At 67.8% G+C, this 13,999-nt stretch carries 11 protein-coding genes; 9 read left to right on the forward strand and 2 right to left on the reverse strand.

The features are described from left to right. Positions 1-61 precede the first annotated feature (61 nt). The 4 genes from QKY98_RS01310 to QKY98_RS01325 all read left to right on the forward strand — a co-directional run bounded on the left by QKY98_RS01310 (position 62) and on the right by QKY98_RS01325 (position 3,626). Positions 62-649, forward strand: a complete 588-nt coding sequence (locus QKY98_RS01310) for a cytokinin riboside 5'-monophosphate phosphoribohydrolase (RefSeq protein ID WP_044342968.1) — start codon at positions 62-64, stop codon at positions 647-649. A 100-nt stretch (positions 650-749) separates the two neighbouring features. Continuing rightward, positions 750-1,607: an SDR family oxidoreductase gene (locus QKY98_RS01315; RefSeq protein WP_241809626.1), complete on the forward strand. Its 858-nt coding sequence runs from the start codon at positions 750-752 to the stop codon at positions 1,605-1,607. Positions 1,608-1,662: 55 nt separating this feature from the next. Beyond that, positions 1,663-2,736, forward strand: coding sequence for a class I mannose-6-phosphate isomerase (locus QKY98_RS01320; RefSeq protein ID WP_284670216.1), 1,074 nt, complete (start codon positions 1,663-1,665; stop codon positions 2,734-2,736). A gap of 32 nt (positions 2,737-2,768) precedes the next feature. Next, positions 2,769-3,626, forward strand: a complete 858-nt coding sequence (locus QKY98_RS01325) for a glucose 1-dehydrogenase (RefSeq protein WP_077171494.1) — start codon at positions 2,769-2,771, stop codon at positions 3,624-3,626. Between the two features lie 313 nt (positions 3,627-3,939). Here QKY98_RS01325 and QKY98_RS01330 read toward each other — a convergent pair whose 3' ends face one another. After that, entirely contained in the window at positions 3,940-4,596 is a 657-nt protein-coding gene (locus QKY98_RS01330) for a TetR/AcrR family transcriptional regulator (RefSeq protein ID WP_027600959.1), read from the reverse strand. Between the two features lie 54 nt (positions 4,597-4,650). Beyond that, complete coding sequence (gene quiC / locus QKY98_RS01335) at positions 4,651-6,552, reverse strand: 3-dehydroshikimate dehydratase QuiC (RefSeq protein WP_144948080.1); 1,902 nt, start codon at positions 6,550-6,552, stop codon at positions 4,651-4,653. Between the two features lie 448 nt (positions 6,553-7,000). On the opposite strand from quiC, the gene QKY98_RS01340 reads away from it, so the two are divergent. The 5 genes from QKY98_RS01340 to QKY98_RS01360 all read left to right on the forward strand — a co-directional run bounded on the left by QKY98_RS01340 (position 7,001) and on the right by QKY98_RS01360 (position 13,968). Next, a complete protein-coding gene (locus QKY98_RS01340; protein WP_044342971.1) occupies positions 7,001-8,398 on the forward strand; it encodes an MFS transporter in 1,398 nt (465 codons plus the stop codon). A 252-nt stretch (positions 8,399-8,650) separates the two neighbouring features. Further along, positions 8,651-9,916, forward strand: coding sequence for an OprD family porin (locus tag QKY98_RS01345; RefSeq protein WP_284670217.1), 1,266 nt, complete (start codon positions 8,651-8,653; stop codon positions 9,914-9,916). Between the two features lie 114 nt (positions 9,917-10,030). Beyond that, positions 10,031-11,095, forward strand: coding sequence for a PA0069 family radical SAM protein (locus tag QKY98_RS01350; protein ID WP_027600962.1), 1,065 nt, complete (start codon positions 10,031-10,033; stop codon positions 11,093-11,095). 231 nt (positions 11,096-11,326) lie between these two features. Further along, positions 11,327-13,144 (forward strand): alpha/beta hydrolase family protein, encoded by a 1,818-nt coding sequence (locus QKY98_RS01355; RefSeq protein WP_284670218.1) that lies wholly within the window; start codon positions 11,327-11,329, stop codon positions 13,142-13,144. Between the two features lie 86 nt (positions 13,145-13,230). Then, positions 13,231-13,968, forward strand: a complete 738-nt coding sequence (locus tag QKY98_RS01360; RefSeq protein ID WP_284670219.1) for a DUF502 domain-containing protein — start codon at positions 13,231-13,233, stop codon at positions 13,966-13,968. Positions 13,969-13,999: the final 31 nt, after the last annotated feature.

Below are 13,999 nucleotides of genomic sequence, written 5' to 3' on the forward strand. Positions count from 1 at the left end.
GGTGCTTTGATCACGGGTGACGGGCAGCTAGGCTAGGCGTTTTGCCTGCCTAGGAGTCCCCATGTCGCTGAAAACCGTCTGTGTCTTCTGTGGTGCCAAGCCCGGCGCCTCACCGGTCTTTGCCGAAGCGGCCGCACACCTCGGGCGGACCCTCGCCGAGCGCGGCCTCACCCTGGTCTACGGCGGTGGCAAGGTCGGCCTGATGGGCGTGGTCGCCGATGCCGCCCTGGCCGCCGGTGGCGAAGTCATCGGCATCATTCCCCAGAGTCTCAAGACCGCCGAGCTGGGCCATACCGGTTGCACCCGCCTGGAAGTGGTCGACGGCATGCATGCGCGCAAGGCGCGGATGGCGGAGTTGGCCGATGCCTTCATCGCCCTCCCCGGCGGCCTGGGCACCCTGGAAGAACTCTTCGAGGTCTGGACCTGGGGCCAGCTCGGCTATCACGCCAAGCCGATGGGCCTGCTGGAGGTCGACGGCTTCTATGCCCAGCTGGAGGGCTTCCTCGATCACCTGGTCGCCCAGGGCTTCGTCGCCGCGCCGCACCGCGCCATGCTGCAGGTGGAGGCTTCGCCAACCGCCCTGCTAGACGCCCTCGCCGCCTGGCAGCCCACGGTGCCGCCGCGCTGGGCCGAACCGGCACCCCGCTAGCGCCGCTACACCGCCCGTCCCGGGTCTCGAACCCTCGCCGCTTGTGGCCTGTCGGTACTGACAGGCCCGCAAAAGTCACACGAGCGACGAGGATTCTTTCATGACCGATTTTCCCAAAGCCCCGATGCCCGAACAGCAGCAAGCCGTTCCCGGCCTGCAATCGCGCATGAATCCGGTCCCGGATTGCGGTGAGCAAAGCTACAAGGGTTCCGGCCGTCTGGCCGGCAAGAAGGCGCTGATCACCGGTGGCGACAGCGGCATCGGCCGCGCCGTGGCCATCGCCTTCGCCCGCGAGGGCGCCGACGTCGCCATCAGCTACCTGAACGAGCACGAAGACGCCGAGGACACCGCCCGCCTGGTGCGTGAAGCCGGCCGCGAGGCCCTGCTGCTGCCGGGTTGCCTGTCCCAGCGCGAGCAGTGCCTGGCGGTGGTGGACAAGACCGTGGCGGCCTTTGGCCGGATCGATGTGCTGGTCAACAACGCCGCCTTCCAGATGACCCACGAGACCCTCGACGAGATTCCCGACGACGAGTGGGTCTACACCTTCGATGTGAACATCACCGCCATGTTTCGCATCACCCAGGCCGCGGTGAAGCATATGGGCCAGGGTGGCTCCATCATCAACACCACCTCGGTGAATTCGGACATGCCGCGGCCGACGCTGCTGGCCTATGCCACCACCAAGGGCGCCATCGCCAACTTCACCGCGGGCCTGGCGCAACTGCTTGGCGAAAAGGGCATCCGCGCCAACAGCGTGGCCCCCGGCCCCGTCTGGACCCCGCTGATCCCGGCCACCATGCCGCCGGAGCAGGTCAAGGAATTCGGTGGCAACACCCCGCTCGGCCGCCCCGGCCAGCCGGTGGAACTGGCGCCGGTCTACGTGATGCTGGCCTCCGACGAATCCAGCTACACCTCGGGCGCGCGCATCGCCGTCACCGGCGGCAAGCCGATTCTCTGAGTGTTCTCTGCCCCGGCCCGGGCCGGGGCGCCTTTCTTGCCGCTGGAGTCCCCCGATGCTCGGCCAACCCCTGCGCCTTTCCACCCCCTTGCGCACCCATGTGTTCGGCGGTCACGAGATCGCCGAGCGCCTCGGCAAGCGTGGCCTGCCCCCGGGCCGCATCGCCGAGACCTGGGAAATCAGCGACGTACCGGGCAGCAGTGCCACGGTGCTCGACGGTCCCCTCGCCGGCCAGAGCCTGCATGACGTGGTGCAGGCCTATCCCGAACAACTGGTCGCGCCCGGCTGGCAGGGTCCCTGGTTTCCCCTGCTGACCAAGTTCATCGACGGCAGCGGGCGCCTGCCGGTGCACCTGCACGCCGATGACGCCACCGCCCGGCGCCTGGAATGCCAGCCCAACGGCAAGACCGAGGCCTGGCACATCCTCTGGGCCGAACCGGGCGCCACCGCCCTGGTGGGCCTCAAGCCCGGCCAGAGTCGCGAGCGCGTGCGCGACGCCCTGCTGCGGCAGGACTACGACGCCGTCATGCGGCGCCTGCCGGTGCGCGCCGGCGAGACCTTCTTCATCCCCGGCGGCACCCTGCATAGCTTCGGTCCCGGCACCCTGATCTACGAGATCGAGCAGACCTCGGACATCCAGCAGCAGGCCATGCCCTGGCGGATGACCGATGGCGAGCCGCTGCCCCATGCCGACTGGCGCGCCGGCATTGAGGCCCTGCTGGACGAACTGGATCTGAACGCCGATCCGCGGGTCACCCCCGGTCTGCGCCTGCCCCTGGGCGATGGGCACGACCGCCTGCTGTGCACCGCCTGCCGGCACTTCGCCCTGGAACGCTGGCGGCTGGCCGGCGCCGGCGCGCCGCCGCTGGACTATGGCTTCTCCAGCGCCCGCCTGCTGAGCAACGTCGGGCGCCCGGTACGGCTGGAGGCGCCTGGCTGGAGCGGCATGCTCGGCGCCGCCGAATCCCTGCTGCTACCGGCCGCGCTCGGCGAAGTCCGCCTGAGCGGCCCGGCCGACCTGCTGATCGGCTACGTGCCGGATCTGCACCAGGACATCCAGGCGCCCCTGGCCGCCGCCGGCTACGGCCCTGCGGTCATGGCCGACCTGGGTATCGAATGTTCTTCCTGAACTGCAAGCTCACTGACCTTCAAGGAGTCCCCATGAGCGATTATCCCAAGCCCCCGCTGAAACCCCAACCCCAGACCTTTCCCGGCTCCGAAGCGCGCATGGATCCGCTGCCCGACAGCGGCGCCGCAACCTATCGCGGCTCGGGTCGCCTCAAGGGCAAGGCGGCGCTGATCACCGGTGCCGACAGCGGTATCGGCCGCGCCGTGGCCATCGCCTTCGCCCGTGAGGGCGCCGATGTCGCCATCGCCTACCTGGACGAGCACGAGGATGCCCAGGAGACCGCCCGCCTGGTCACCGAGGCCGGGCGCCAGGCCGTCCTGCTGCCCGGCGATCTGGTCGACCGCCAGACCTGCCTGGACGTGGTGCAGAAAACCGTCGAGGCTTTTGGCCGCATCGACGTGCTGGTCAACAACGCCGCCTTCCAGCAGGTGCGCGACAGTCTCGACGAGATTCCCGACGAGGAATGGGTGCATACCTTCAACGTGAACATCCACGCCATGTTCCGCATCACCCAGGCGGCGGTGAAGCACATGCCGCGCGGCGGCTCCATCATCAACACCGCCTCGATCAACGCCGACATCGCCCCGCCGACCCTGCTGGCCTATTCGGCGACCAAGGGCGCCATCGCCAACTTCACCGCGGGCCTGGCGCAACTGCTCGGCGACAAGGGTATCCGCGCCAACAGCGTGGCCCCCGGCCCGATCTGGACGCCGCTGATCGTCAGCACCATGAAGCCCGACGAACCTGAGCAATTCGGCGCCAGTACCCCTCTTGGTCGCGCCGGCCAGCCGGTGGAGCTGGCCCCGGCCTATGTGCTGCTGGCCTCGGACGAAGGCAGCTACATCTCCGGCGCAATGCTGCCGGTGACGGGCGGGATGCCGGTGCTCTAAGGGTTTTGGCTGGGGTGAATGGGTTTGCCCTCACCCCGGCCCTCTCCCCGAGGGAGAGGGGTTAAGTCCGTAGGTTGGGTTGAGCGCAGCGAAGCCCGACGTGAGGTATCTGGCAGCGTTGGGCTTCGACGATGAAGCCGTCTCAACCCAACCTACGAGGCTTGCCCTCTCTCCGAGAGAAGATTGCTCGGGTAGCCGCGTGGAAAACGCTACGCGGTTTTCCACCCTACGAATCCAGGCAGCGACTGGAGACCTCGGTCAGACGCCCCCTCTCCCCCTGGGAGAGGGCCGGGGTGAGGGTCGCCTGGAGGTCCTACGGCTGCAGGTAGCGCACCATGGCATCGCCGATCATGGTCTTGTGGCGGCGCAGCACCGCCGGTTCTTCCATGTCGATGTCGTGGATGCGGCCGAAGGTGTGGCGGTTGGAGACGCGGTAGAAGCAGAACGAACACATCAGCAGGTGCACGTCCACCGCGTCCAGCCCGTTGCGGATCTCGCCGCTGGCTTCGCCGCGGGCGAGGATGCGGCGCAGGGCTTCCAGCGCCGAGGAGTTGAGGCTGGAGATGGTCTCGGACTGGGCCAGATGGCGACCGCGGTGGATGTTCTCGATGCTCACCACGCGGATGAAGTCGTCGTGACTGCGGTGATGCTCGAAAAGGAATTCCGCCAGGGTGCGGATCGCCTCCAGTGGCGGCAGGCGGTCCAGCGGCAGTTCGGCCTCGTTGCCGCGCACGTCGCTGTAGAGCTTTTCCAGCACCGTCAGGTAGAGCTGCTCCTTGCTGCCGAAGTAGTAGTAGATCATCCGCTTGGAGGTGTGGGTGCGCTCGGCGATGGCGTCCACCCGCGCGCCGCTCAGGCCCAGGTCGGCGAACTCGGCCACGGCGGCGGCGAGGATGGCCTGGCGGGTCTTCTCGGGATTGTTCTTGCGCGGGGTACGCAGCGTGGGCGCGAGCGCCGGGGTGTCCTGCATCGGGCTGACTCTTGTCGGAGGAGAGGCGCGGGCACCCCGGGGTGCCCGCCTGGCTCAGAATTCCAGGGGCGCCGGGCGACCCTGGCGCGCCTGGAGCATGGCCGCCAGGCGGACCGGGCTGTTGGCGGCGCCGTAGCCACTGTAATCCTTGCGCTGCAGGATTTCGAAAAAGAAGCGGTCGGCGAAGGACTCGGTGTAGACGTGGAACAGCTCGCCGCCCTGGGCATCGCGGTCGTAGAGGACGTTGTAGTAGGCCAGCCGACTGAGGAAGTCGTCGTCGAAATCGAAGCGCGCCCCCAGGTCGTCGTAGTAGTTCATCGGGATCTCCAGCAGGGGCACCCCGGCGGCCTTGGCCTGCTCCACCGCCTGGAAGATGTCCTGGCAGGCGAAGGCGATGTGGTGCACACCCGAGCCGCGATAACTGGACAGCGCCCGGGCGATGGCGGTGTTGCGATTCTCCGAGATGTTCAGCGCCAGGCGCACGCTGCTCTCGCGATTCTTCAGGGCGCGACTCTTGACCAGGCCATAGGGGTCCGGGACCACCACCTCGTCGTCGGCGCTGAAATCGAACAGGCTCTTGTAGAACAGCACCCAGCTGTCCAGGGCATCGGCCGGCAGGGCGATGGCCACGTGGTCGACGTGCGTCAGGCCGAGGCCGCCGCTGGCGCCGGCGCTGACGTCGAAGTCGGTGTCATAGAGACTGCGGCCGTCGGCGCCACGATCGGCGAGATAGATCAGGCTGCCATCGGGCGCCCGCACCGCCGGGATCTCCCGCTCGTTGGGACCGACCAGGCCGCGATAGGGCTGCGCCCGGTACTGCTGGGCGCGCTCCAGGGCGGCCTGGCTGTCCGGCACGCGCAGGGCCATGGCGCACAGCGAGGGGCCGTGGGCCTCGAAGAAGTTGTGGCCGAAGGAATAGGGTTCGGCATTGAGCACCAGGTTGATCTCGCCCTGGCGCAGCAGGGTGACGTTCTTGGAGCGGTGCCGGCCGGCCCGGGCAAAGCCCAGTTTGCCTAGCCAGCCCGCCAGGTCGGCGCCATGGCCGTCGTCCACGGCGAATTCGAGGAATTCGGTGCCCTCCAGGCGCGGCGCCTCGGGCGGGGCGAACAGCGGCGCTGCCACCGGGCTCTCTTCGCGCTGCAGTCGCGCGGCGGTCTGCTCCTCCAGGTAGAGCAGGGACCTCAGGCCATCGGCGGCGGTGGCGCGGGTCTGGGCGGCGCGGAAGCCGTCGTTGAAGATCTCCAGTGACAGCGGCCCCTGGTAGCCGGTCTGCAGGATGGGCGCGAGGAAACCGGCCAGGTCGAATTCGCCCTGCCCCGGGAAGCAGCGGAAATGCCGACTCCACTCCAGCACGTCCATCTGCAGCACGGGCGCATCGGCCATCTGCACGAAAAAGATCTTGTCCCCCGGGATCTGCGCGATGCCCGCCGGATCACCACCAATGGACAGGGTGTGGAAGCTGTCGAGCAGCACGCCGAGATTGGGATGATCGACCGCCTTCACCAGCCGCCAGACCTGCTGCCAGGTGTTGACGTGACGCCCCCAGGCGAGGGCTTCGTAGCCGATGCGCAGGCCACGCGGGGCGGCGCGCTCGGCCAGCAGCTGCAGGTCGTCGGCGATCAGGCGCTCGTCGCCGAGGCTGTCGGCGGCGGTGTTGCTGCACACCAGGATGAGGTCGGTGCCCAGCTCCTGCATGAGGTCGAACTTGCGCTCGGCGCGGTCGAGATTGCGCTGCAGCCGCTCGCGGCGATTGCCTTCGAAGTCGCGGAACGGCTGGAACAGAGTGATCGCCAGCCCCAGGTCCTGGGCGCGCTGGCGGATCTCCCGCGGACTGGCACCGGAATACAGCAGGTCGTTCTCGAAGATCTCCACACCGTCGAAGCCCGCCGCGGCGATGGCCTCGAGCTTTTCGGTCAGGGTGCCGCTGATGGATACGGTCGCGATGGAACGCTGCATGCCGGTGCTCCTGTGTTGAACGGCCACTCCGCGGGCTGGGCCAGGGCGGGGTGACACGGATCTGTCGGGTCTGGTGCCGATTATTCGTGGCGCCCGGCGACCCAACAATGGATTATGTACGAACCGGTTAGTTTCTGTTCGCTGATCGAACAGTTGGGCTTCCGGCGAATTGACCAGTCCCGTTAGCGCCTCGCACTATGATCTTAGAGCCCAGCGCTCGTCGCTTCCGCCGCGTCGACCATAACAAGACAAACAAGAGTGTGCGTCCATGCCCCAGCTATCCACGTTATCCTGCGTCCCCCGTCTCGTCTGCAGCCCTACCACGCGCAGCCGGCGACGGCCAGGCTAGGTCCTCCCGTCCTTTCCATCTTCGGCTCCCGCGACCCGAGCGAGTTCGTGCGCGGCGCTGAAACCCTCCTGGCCTGACAATAAAATTCCGGAGACAACCATGGCCACTACCGCCTCCCCCACCCCCGGCTCCCAAGCCAAGAAAGCCACTGCCAGCGGCTGGATCGGCTCGGCGCTGGAATACTACGACTTCTTCATCTACGCCCAGGCGGCGGCGCTGATCTTCCCGCAGATCTTCTTCCCCTCCAGCGATCCCAAGATGGCCATCGTCGCCTCCCTCGCCACCTATGGCGTGGGCTATCTGGCCCGTCCGGTCGGTGCCTTCGTGCTCGGTCACTGGGGCGATACCCGCGGCCGCAAGAACGTCCTGCTGCTGTGCATGTTCCTCATGGGCATCGCCACCATGGCCGTGGGCCTGCTGCCCACCTACCACCAGATCGGTATCCTCGCGCCCATCCTGCTGGTGGTGCTGCGCCTGATCCAGGGGTTCGCCGTGGCCGGCGAGATCTCCGGGGCCAGCTCCATGGTGCTCGAACACGCCCCCTTCGGCCGGCGTGGCTACTATGCGAGCTTTACCCTGCAGGGCGTCCAGGCCGGCCAGGTGATGGCCGCGGCGATCTTCCTGCCGCTGGCCTACTTCATGCCCGCCGACGCCTTCAACAGCTGGGGCTGGCGCATTCCCTTCCTGCTCAGCGCCTTCGTCCTGCTGGCCGGTTTCATCATCCGCCGCGAGGTCCATGAGACGCCCGCCTTCGTCAAGGAAGAAGCCAAGACCGAGACCGCCAGCGTGGCCCGGCGCTCGCCCATCGGCGAAGCCCTGAGCACCAGCTGGAAGGCCATGATCCTGGTCGCGCTGATGGCGCTGATGAACGTCATCCCGGTGGTGGCCACCATCTTTGGCGCCGCCTATGCGGTGCAGCCGGCCTACGGCATCGGCTTCGACAAGAGCGTCTACCTGTGGATACCGGTGGTGGGCAACATCGTCGCCGTGCTGGTGATCCCCTTCGTCGGCAACCTCTCCGATCGCATCGGCCGCCGGCCGACCATGATCGGCGGCGCCCTGGGTTCGGGTCTGCTGGCCTTCGGTTACCTCTACGCCATCAGCATCCACAACCTGCCGCTGGCCTTCGTCATGTCGCTGCTGATGTGGGGCGTGGTCTACCAGGGCTACAACGCCGTGTTCCCGAGCTTCTACCCGGAGCAGTTCCAGACCCGCTATCGCGTCTCGGCCATGGCCATCGCCCAGAACATCGGCACCATGTTCACCGCCATGCTGCCGGCGCTGTTCACCCTGGTCGCCCCGCCTGGCACCGAGAACATCTGGCTGGTGGTCGGCGGCCTGGCCTTCGGCGTGACCTGCCTGTCGGCCCTGGCGGCCTACCTGTCGCCGGAGACCTACCGGGTGCCCATGAGCGACCTGGGCAAGCCAGGCGCCCTGCAGATGGACAAGCACTCCTACGACACGGCCCGCCAGGACAGCCTCAAGGCCAGCGTCTGACCCCTCGCGAGCCCTCGCCTGGCGAGGGCTCCGCCCTGCTACCTTGGTAGCCTTGCCGCAAGACATACGTTGTCATATAACTACTCAGCCGAACGCCTCGGTCGCTGCTTTCCGATAATTCAAATAAGAAAGGAATCCCCCATGTCGCCTGCACCCTCCTAGCCGTCCCTCGCCTCACCGCCCGACCCGCCCTCGTCAGATGCCGCCCCCGCGCCGGCAGGGCACCCCTTACCTACAAGAACAAGGAACACCATGAGCACTCGACTCGCTTCCGGCCGGCTCGCCCGTGCCTGCGCCGCCCTTGCCGCCCTCGCCAGCACCACGCCGCTGTGGGCCGCGGACGGCTTCATCGAAGGCACCAAGGCCAATCTCAACCTGCGCAACTTCTACTTCAATCGCAACTTCGTCGATCCGGCCTACACCGCGCAGAACAAGGCCGAGGAATGGACCCAGAGCTTCATCTTCGGCCTGACCTCCGGCTACACCCAGGGGCCGGTGGGCTTCGGCATCGATGCCCTGGGGCTCTATTCGGTCAAGCTCGACGGTGGCGCCGGCACCTATGGCACCCAGCTGCTGCCGATCCATGCCGGCAACGAGCCGGCCAAGGATTTCGGGCGCCTGGCGGTGGCCGCCAAGGCCAAGGTCTCCAAGACCGATATCAAGGTCGGCGAGTGGTTCGCCGTGCTGCCGATCCTCAGGTCCGACGACGGCCGCTCGCTGCCGCAGACCTTCCAGGGCGCGCAGATCCACTCCACCGAGATCCAGAACCTGGAACTCTGGGGCGGCCAGATGCGGCAGAACAGCCCGCGCAACGACGCCAGCATGGAAGACATGTTCATGCAGGGCCGCGCCAATGCCACCTCCGACCGCTTCAACTTCGTCGGTGGCGAATACAGGTTCAACGAGAAGCGTACCCAGATCGGCCTCTGGTACGCCCAGCTCGAAGACATCTACCACCAGAAATTCATCAACCTGATCCACTACCAGCCGCTGGGCAGCTGGACCCTGGGCGCCAACCTCGGCTACTTCATCGGCGACGACGACGGTTCGGCCCGCGCCGGTGCCCTGGACAACCGCACCGCCTATGCGCTGCTCTCGGCCAAGCAGGGCGGCGGCACCTTCTATGTCGGCCTGCAGCGCGTCAGTGGCGACAGCGCCTGGATGAGGGTCAACGGCACCAGCGGCGGCACCCTGGCCAACGACAGCTACAACTCCAGCTACGACAACGCGCGGGAACGCTCCTGGCAGGTGCGCTACGACCACAACTTCGCCGCCTTCGGCGTGCCGGGTCTGACCCTGATGAATCGCTACCTCAGCGGCGACAACGTGCACACCGGCAGCATCACCGACGGCAAGGAATGGGGTCGCGAATCCGAGGTGCAATACGAAGTGCAGAGCGGGCCGCTGAAGAAGCTGCTGATCCGCTGGCGCAACTCCAGCATGAGACGCGACTACAGTGCCAGCGGCTCCTTCGACGAGAACCGCATCATCCTCAACTACCCGATCTCGGTGCTGTAGGGCGCCGGTTCGCGGCTGGGCGGGTGGCCGTTCCGCCCGCCCAGCCGACCGCTGTCGCTTGCCCGGATCGCCCAGGCCTTATACTGTACAAAGATACAGCCAAGAGGCCTCGACATGACCCAGCCCCAGCGCCCGCCACGGGGTCGTGGCACCGCCAGCAATCCTCACAATCGCTTTGCCGCCACCCGAAGCGAGGCCGAGCACGATGGCTGGTACGAGGAAGCCACCCCGCTGACCTTTACCACCGCCGTCCGCCAGGAAACGGCCAAGACGGTGATCAGCCGCAACCAGTCGCCGGACGTCGGCTTTGATCGCTCGGTGAATCCCTATCGCGGCTGCGAGCATGGCTGCATCTACTGTTTCGCCCGCCCCTCCCACGCCTACTGGGACCTCTCGCCCGGCATCGATTTCGAGACCCAGCTGATCGCCAAGACCAATCTGGCCGAGCGGCTGGAGGCGGAGCTGAGCAAGCCGGGCTACCAGCCGCAGCCCATAGCCCTGGGCATCAACACCGACGGCTACCAGCCCATCGAGCGGCAATACCAGCTGACGCGCCAGGCGCTGGAGATCCTGCTGCGCTATCGCCATCCGGTGACCCTCATCACCAAGAGCGCGCTGATCCTGCGCGACCTGGATCTGCTGGTGCAGCTGGCCGAGCGCAACCTGGTGCGGGTGGCCTTCAGCCTCACCACGCTGGATGATGACCTCAAGCGCATCCTCGAACCCCGCACCGCGGCGCCCCAGGCCCGGCTGCGCGCCATGCGCACCCTGCACGAGCACGGGGTGCCGGTGAGCGCCCTGCTGGCGCCGATGATTCCCATGATCAACGACCATGAACTCGAAGCCTTGCTGGAGGCGGCCCGCGACCACGGCGCCCGCTCGGCCGGCTACACGCTGTTGCGGCTGCCGCTGGAGATCGTCGAGCTGTTCGAGGAATGGCTGCAGACGCACTTCCCCGAGCGTGCTGCCCATGTGATGAGCTTGATCCGGCAGTCGCGCGGCGGCAAGAACTACGACAGTCGCTTCGGCATCCGCATGAAGGGCGAAGGCCAGTTCGCCGAGCTCCTGGCCCAGCGCTTTCGCCTGGCACGCCGCCGCTTCGGCCTGGAGCGCCGCGAGGGCGAAGGCCTGGACTGCAGCCAGTTCGCCCCGCCGGGAGAGCAGCTGGGGTTGTTTTAGCACGGGTGCAGAACGGGGTGCTCCCTCACCCCAACCCTCTCCCAAAGGGAGAGGGGGAAAAGCGCCGCAGCCCCTCACCCCAGCCCTCTCCCAAGGGGAGAGGGGAAAAGCGGCGGCGCACGCCTCGTAGGTCGGGTTGAGCGCAGCCAAGCCCAACGGCGTGGCCTCCCTCACCCAGCCCTCGCCATCCAGCTGCTAGGCTAAACGGCTGTGCCTATCTCTGGAGTCGCCATGACCGCCCCTACCCCGCTCACGCCGGCCCAGGCCGTTGCCGCCGGTATCGACTTCGCCGAACTCAAGGTCGATGCCAGCGGCCTCTACTGGAGTCAGTACGATCCCACCGATGGCGCCACCCGCCTCTGGGTCCGCGAGGCCGGCGCCGCGCCGCGCTGCCTCACGCCGGCGGGGTTCAGCCTGCGCAGCAAGGTCTACGAATACGGCGGCGGCGCCCTCTGCCTGGGCGATCAGGGACCGCTGTTCGTCAATGAAGCCGACCAGGCGGTCTATCGCCAGCCGCGTGACGGCGGCGCGCCCGAATGGCTGGCCGGAGGCGAGGCCTGGCGCTACGGCGATCTGCACTGGGATGGTGTCCGGCAGCAGGTGCTGGCGGTCGAGGAGGATCGCCGCGAGCAGCCGCCGCGCCATCGCCTGGTCGCCTTGAGTGCCGGTGGCGCACGCCAGGTGCTGGCCGAGGGTGCGGATTTCTATGCCGCACCGCGCACCAGCGCCGACGGGAGCCGCCTGGCCTGGATCGAGTGGGACAGGCCCCACCAGCCCTGGACCTGCACCCGGCTGCTGACGGCGACGCTGGACGCCGAGGGACGTCCCGGTGCGCCCACCGTGGTGTCGGCCGATCCCGAGGAGTCGCTGCAACAGCCGCTGTTCGATAGCGAGCAGCGGCTCTGGGCACTGAGCGATCGCCAGGGCTGGTGGCAGCCCTGGTGCGAGTCCGCGGCGGGCTTCGCGCCCCAGGAGGCGCCTGCGGCGGATCATGCCGCCGCGCCCTGGCAACTGGGCGGCGCCAGCTGGTTGCCGACGGCGGAAGGCTGGCTGGCGACCTGGCAGGAAGACGGCTTCGGCGTGCTCGGCGAGCGCCGGGCAGCGGGCGAGACCCGCCGCCTGGCCGCGGACTTCAGCCGTTTCCGCGGGCTGGCCCTGGACGACAGCCATTGCTACTGCATCGCTGCGGCGCCCACGCGCCCCTCGGCGGTGCTGACCATCGATCGCCGGAGCGGCGCGGTGGAGATCGTCACCGGCGGCGTCGCGCCCCTGGGCGACAGCGCCATCGTCGCCCCCCAGCCGCTGAGCTATCCCAGTGGCGACGGCCAGGCCCAGGGCTTTCTCTATCTGCCGGAGCGGCACGGCGAGGGCCCGCCGCCGCTGCTGGTCAGCATCCACGGCGGTCCCACCTCCTGCACCTATCCGGTGTTCGATGCGCGCATCCAGTTCTGGGTGCGCCAGGGCTTCGCCGTGGCCGATCTCAACTATCGCGGCAGCAGCGGCCACGGCCGGGCCTACCGCCAGGCGCTGCACCTGCGCTGGGGCGAGGTGGACGTCGAGGACGCCTGCGCGGTGGTCGACCACCTGGGCGCCCAGGGCCTGGTGGATCCGACACGGGCCTTTATCCGTGGCGGCAGCGCCGGTGGCTACACGGTGCTCTGCGCCCTGGCCTTCCGCGACGTCTTTCGCGCCGGCGCCAGCCTCTATGGCGTCAGCGATCCCCTGGCGCTGGCCAAGGCCACCCACAAGTTCGAGGCCGACTACCTGGACTGGCTGATCGGCGATCCCGAGGCCGATCGCGCGCGCTACGAGGCACGGACGCCGCTGCTGCATGCCGAGGGCATCCAGGCGCCGGTGATCTTTCTGCAGGGCCTCAAGGACGCCGTGGTGGTCCCCGCCCAGACCGACGCCATGGCGGCCGCGCTGGAGGCGCGTGGCATACCGGTGGTGGTCAGGCGCTATCCCGACGAAGGCCATGGCTTTCGCCGAGCGGCCAACCAGGCGGATGCCCTGGAACAGGAAGCCGCCTTCTATCGCCGCTGGCTATGACGGCGGCGCGCTCAGAAAGTCGGTCCAGGCCGACGCTGAGCGCGCCTGGCCCGTATAGAATGGCGCTTTAGCCGTCGAGTTCTTGCATGCCCTTCGTTCGCCGCGGTATCGAAAGCATCGTCTCCACCTGGCTGGCAGGCCTGCTGCTGCTCCTGCCACTGGTGCTGACCCTGGCGCTGATCGGCTGGATCGTCAGTTTCCTCAATGGCCTGATCGGCCCCAACACCACCCTGGGCCGGTTGTTCGTGGCGGTCGGTCATCCCTTCGTCGGCAATTCCATGGCGGCCTATGGCCTCGGCACCCTGCTGCTGCTGGTGCTGCTCTATCCGCTGGGGCTGGCGGTCAAGCTGGGCCTGCGTCGGCCGCTGGGCTGGTTCGCCGACATGACCTTTCGCCGCATTCCGGTGGTGGGCAAGCTGTATGGCATGGCCGAGCGCTTCGTCGAGTTGCTCGATCGCAAGGAAGGCGGGGCGGACATCCGCGCCATGAGTCCGGTGTGGTGCTTCTTCGGGGGTCAGGGCGTGGCGGTGCTGGCACTGCTGCCCAATCCGGCGGTGATCGACATCGAGGGTCGTCACTATCACGCCGTGCTGGTGCCTTCGGCGCCGGTTCCCGTGGGGGGCGGCCTGCTCTATGTCCCGGTGGACTGGGTGAAGCCGGCGGACATGGGCATCGACATGTTCACCAGCATCTATGTCTCCATGGGCATCACCCTGCCGCCAGTGGTCAAGGATCGCCAGGTGGAATTCATTCCCCTGGAAGAAGCCGTGCGCCGCCAGCAGGAAAACGGGACGGCCGAGGAGCCGCCCCGCCAGCCTCGATAAGGATTTGCTAAAAGGTCGCCGAGCGAAGGTC

It is taken from the genome of Pseudomonas sp. HR1, from assembly GCF_030175875.1.
GTDB lineage: Bacteria > Pseudomonadota > Gammaproteobacteria > Pseudomonadales > Pseudomonadaceae > Chryseomonas > Chryseomonas oryzihabitans.

Excerpts from the sequence above, each read along its gene's own strand:
- QKY98_RS01310 (WP_044342968.1), top strand. The coding sequence starts at position 62 with ATGTCGCTGAAAACCGTCTGTGTCTTCTGTGGTGCCAAGCCCGGCGCC.
- QKY98_RS01315 (WP_241809626.1), top strand. The coding sequence starts at position 750 with ATGACCGATTTTCCCAAAGCCCCGATGCCCGAACAGCAGCAAGCCGTT.
- QKY98_RS01320 (WP_284670216.1), top strand. The coding sequence starts at position 1,663 with ATGCTCGGCCAACCCCTGCGCCTTTCCACCCCCTTGCGCACCCATGTG.
- QKY98_RS01325 (WP_077171494.1), top strand. The coding sequence starts at position 2,769 with ATGAGCGATTATCCCAAGCCCCCGCTGAAACCCCAACCCCAGACCTTT.
- QKY98_RS01330 (WP_027600959.1), bottom strand. The coding sequence starts at position 4,596 with ATGCAGGACACCCCGGCGCTCGCGCCCACGCTGCGTACCCCGCGCAAG.
- quiC (WP_144948080.1), bottom strand. The coding sequence starts at position 6,552 with ATGCAGCGTTCCATCGCGACCGTATCCATCAGCGGCACCCTGACCGAA.
- QKY98_RS01340 (WP_044342971.1), top strand. The coding sequence starts at position 7,001 with ATGGCCACTACCGCCTCCCCCACCCCCGGCTCCCAAGCCAAGAAAGCC.
- QKY98_RS01345 (WP_284670217.1), top strand. The coding sequence starts at position 8,651 with ATGAGCACTCGACTCGCTTCCGGCCGGCTCGCCCGTGCCTGCGCCGCC.
- QKY98_RS01350 (WP_027600962.1), top strand. The coding sequence starts at position 10,031 with ATGACCCAGCCCCAGCGCCCGCCACGGGGTCGTGGCACCGCCAGCAAT.
- QKY98_RS01355 (WP_284670218.1), top strand. The coding sequence starts at position 11,327 with ATGACCGCCCCTACCCCGCTCACGCCGGCCCAGGCCGTTGCCGCCGGT.
- QKY98_RS01360 (WP_284670219.1), top strand. The coding sequence starts at position 13,231 with ATGCCCTTCGTTCGCCGCGGTATCGAAAGCATCGTCTCCACCTGGCTG.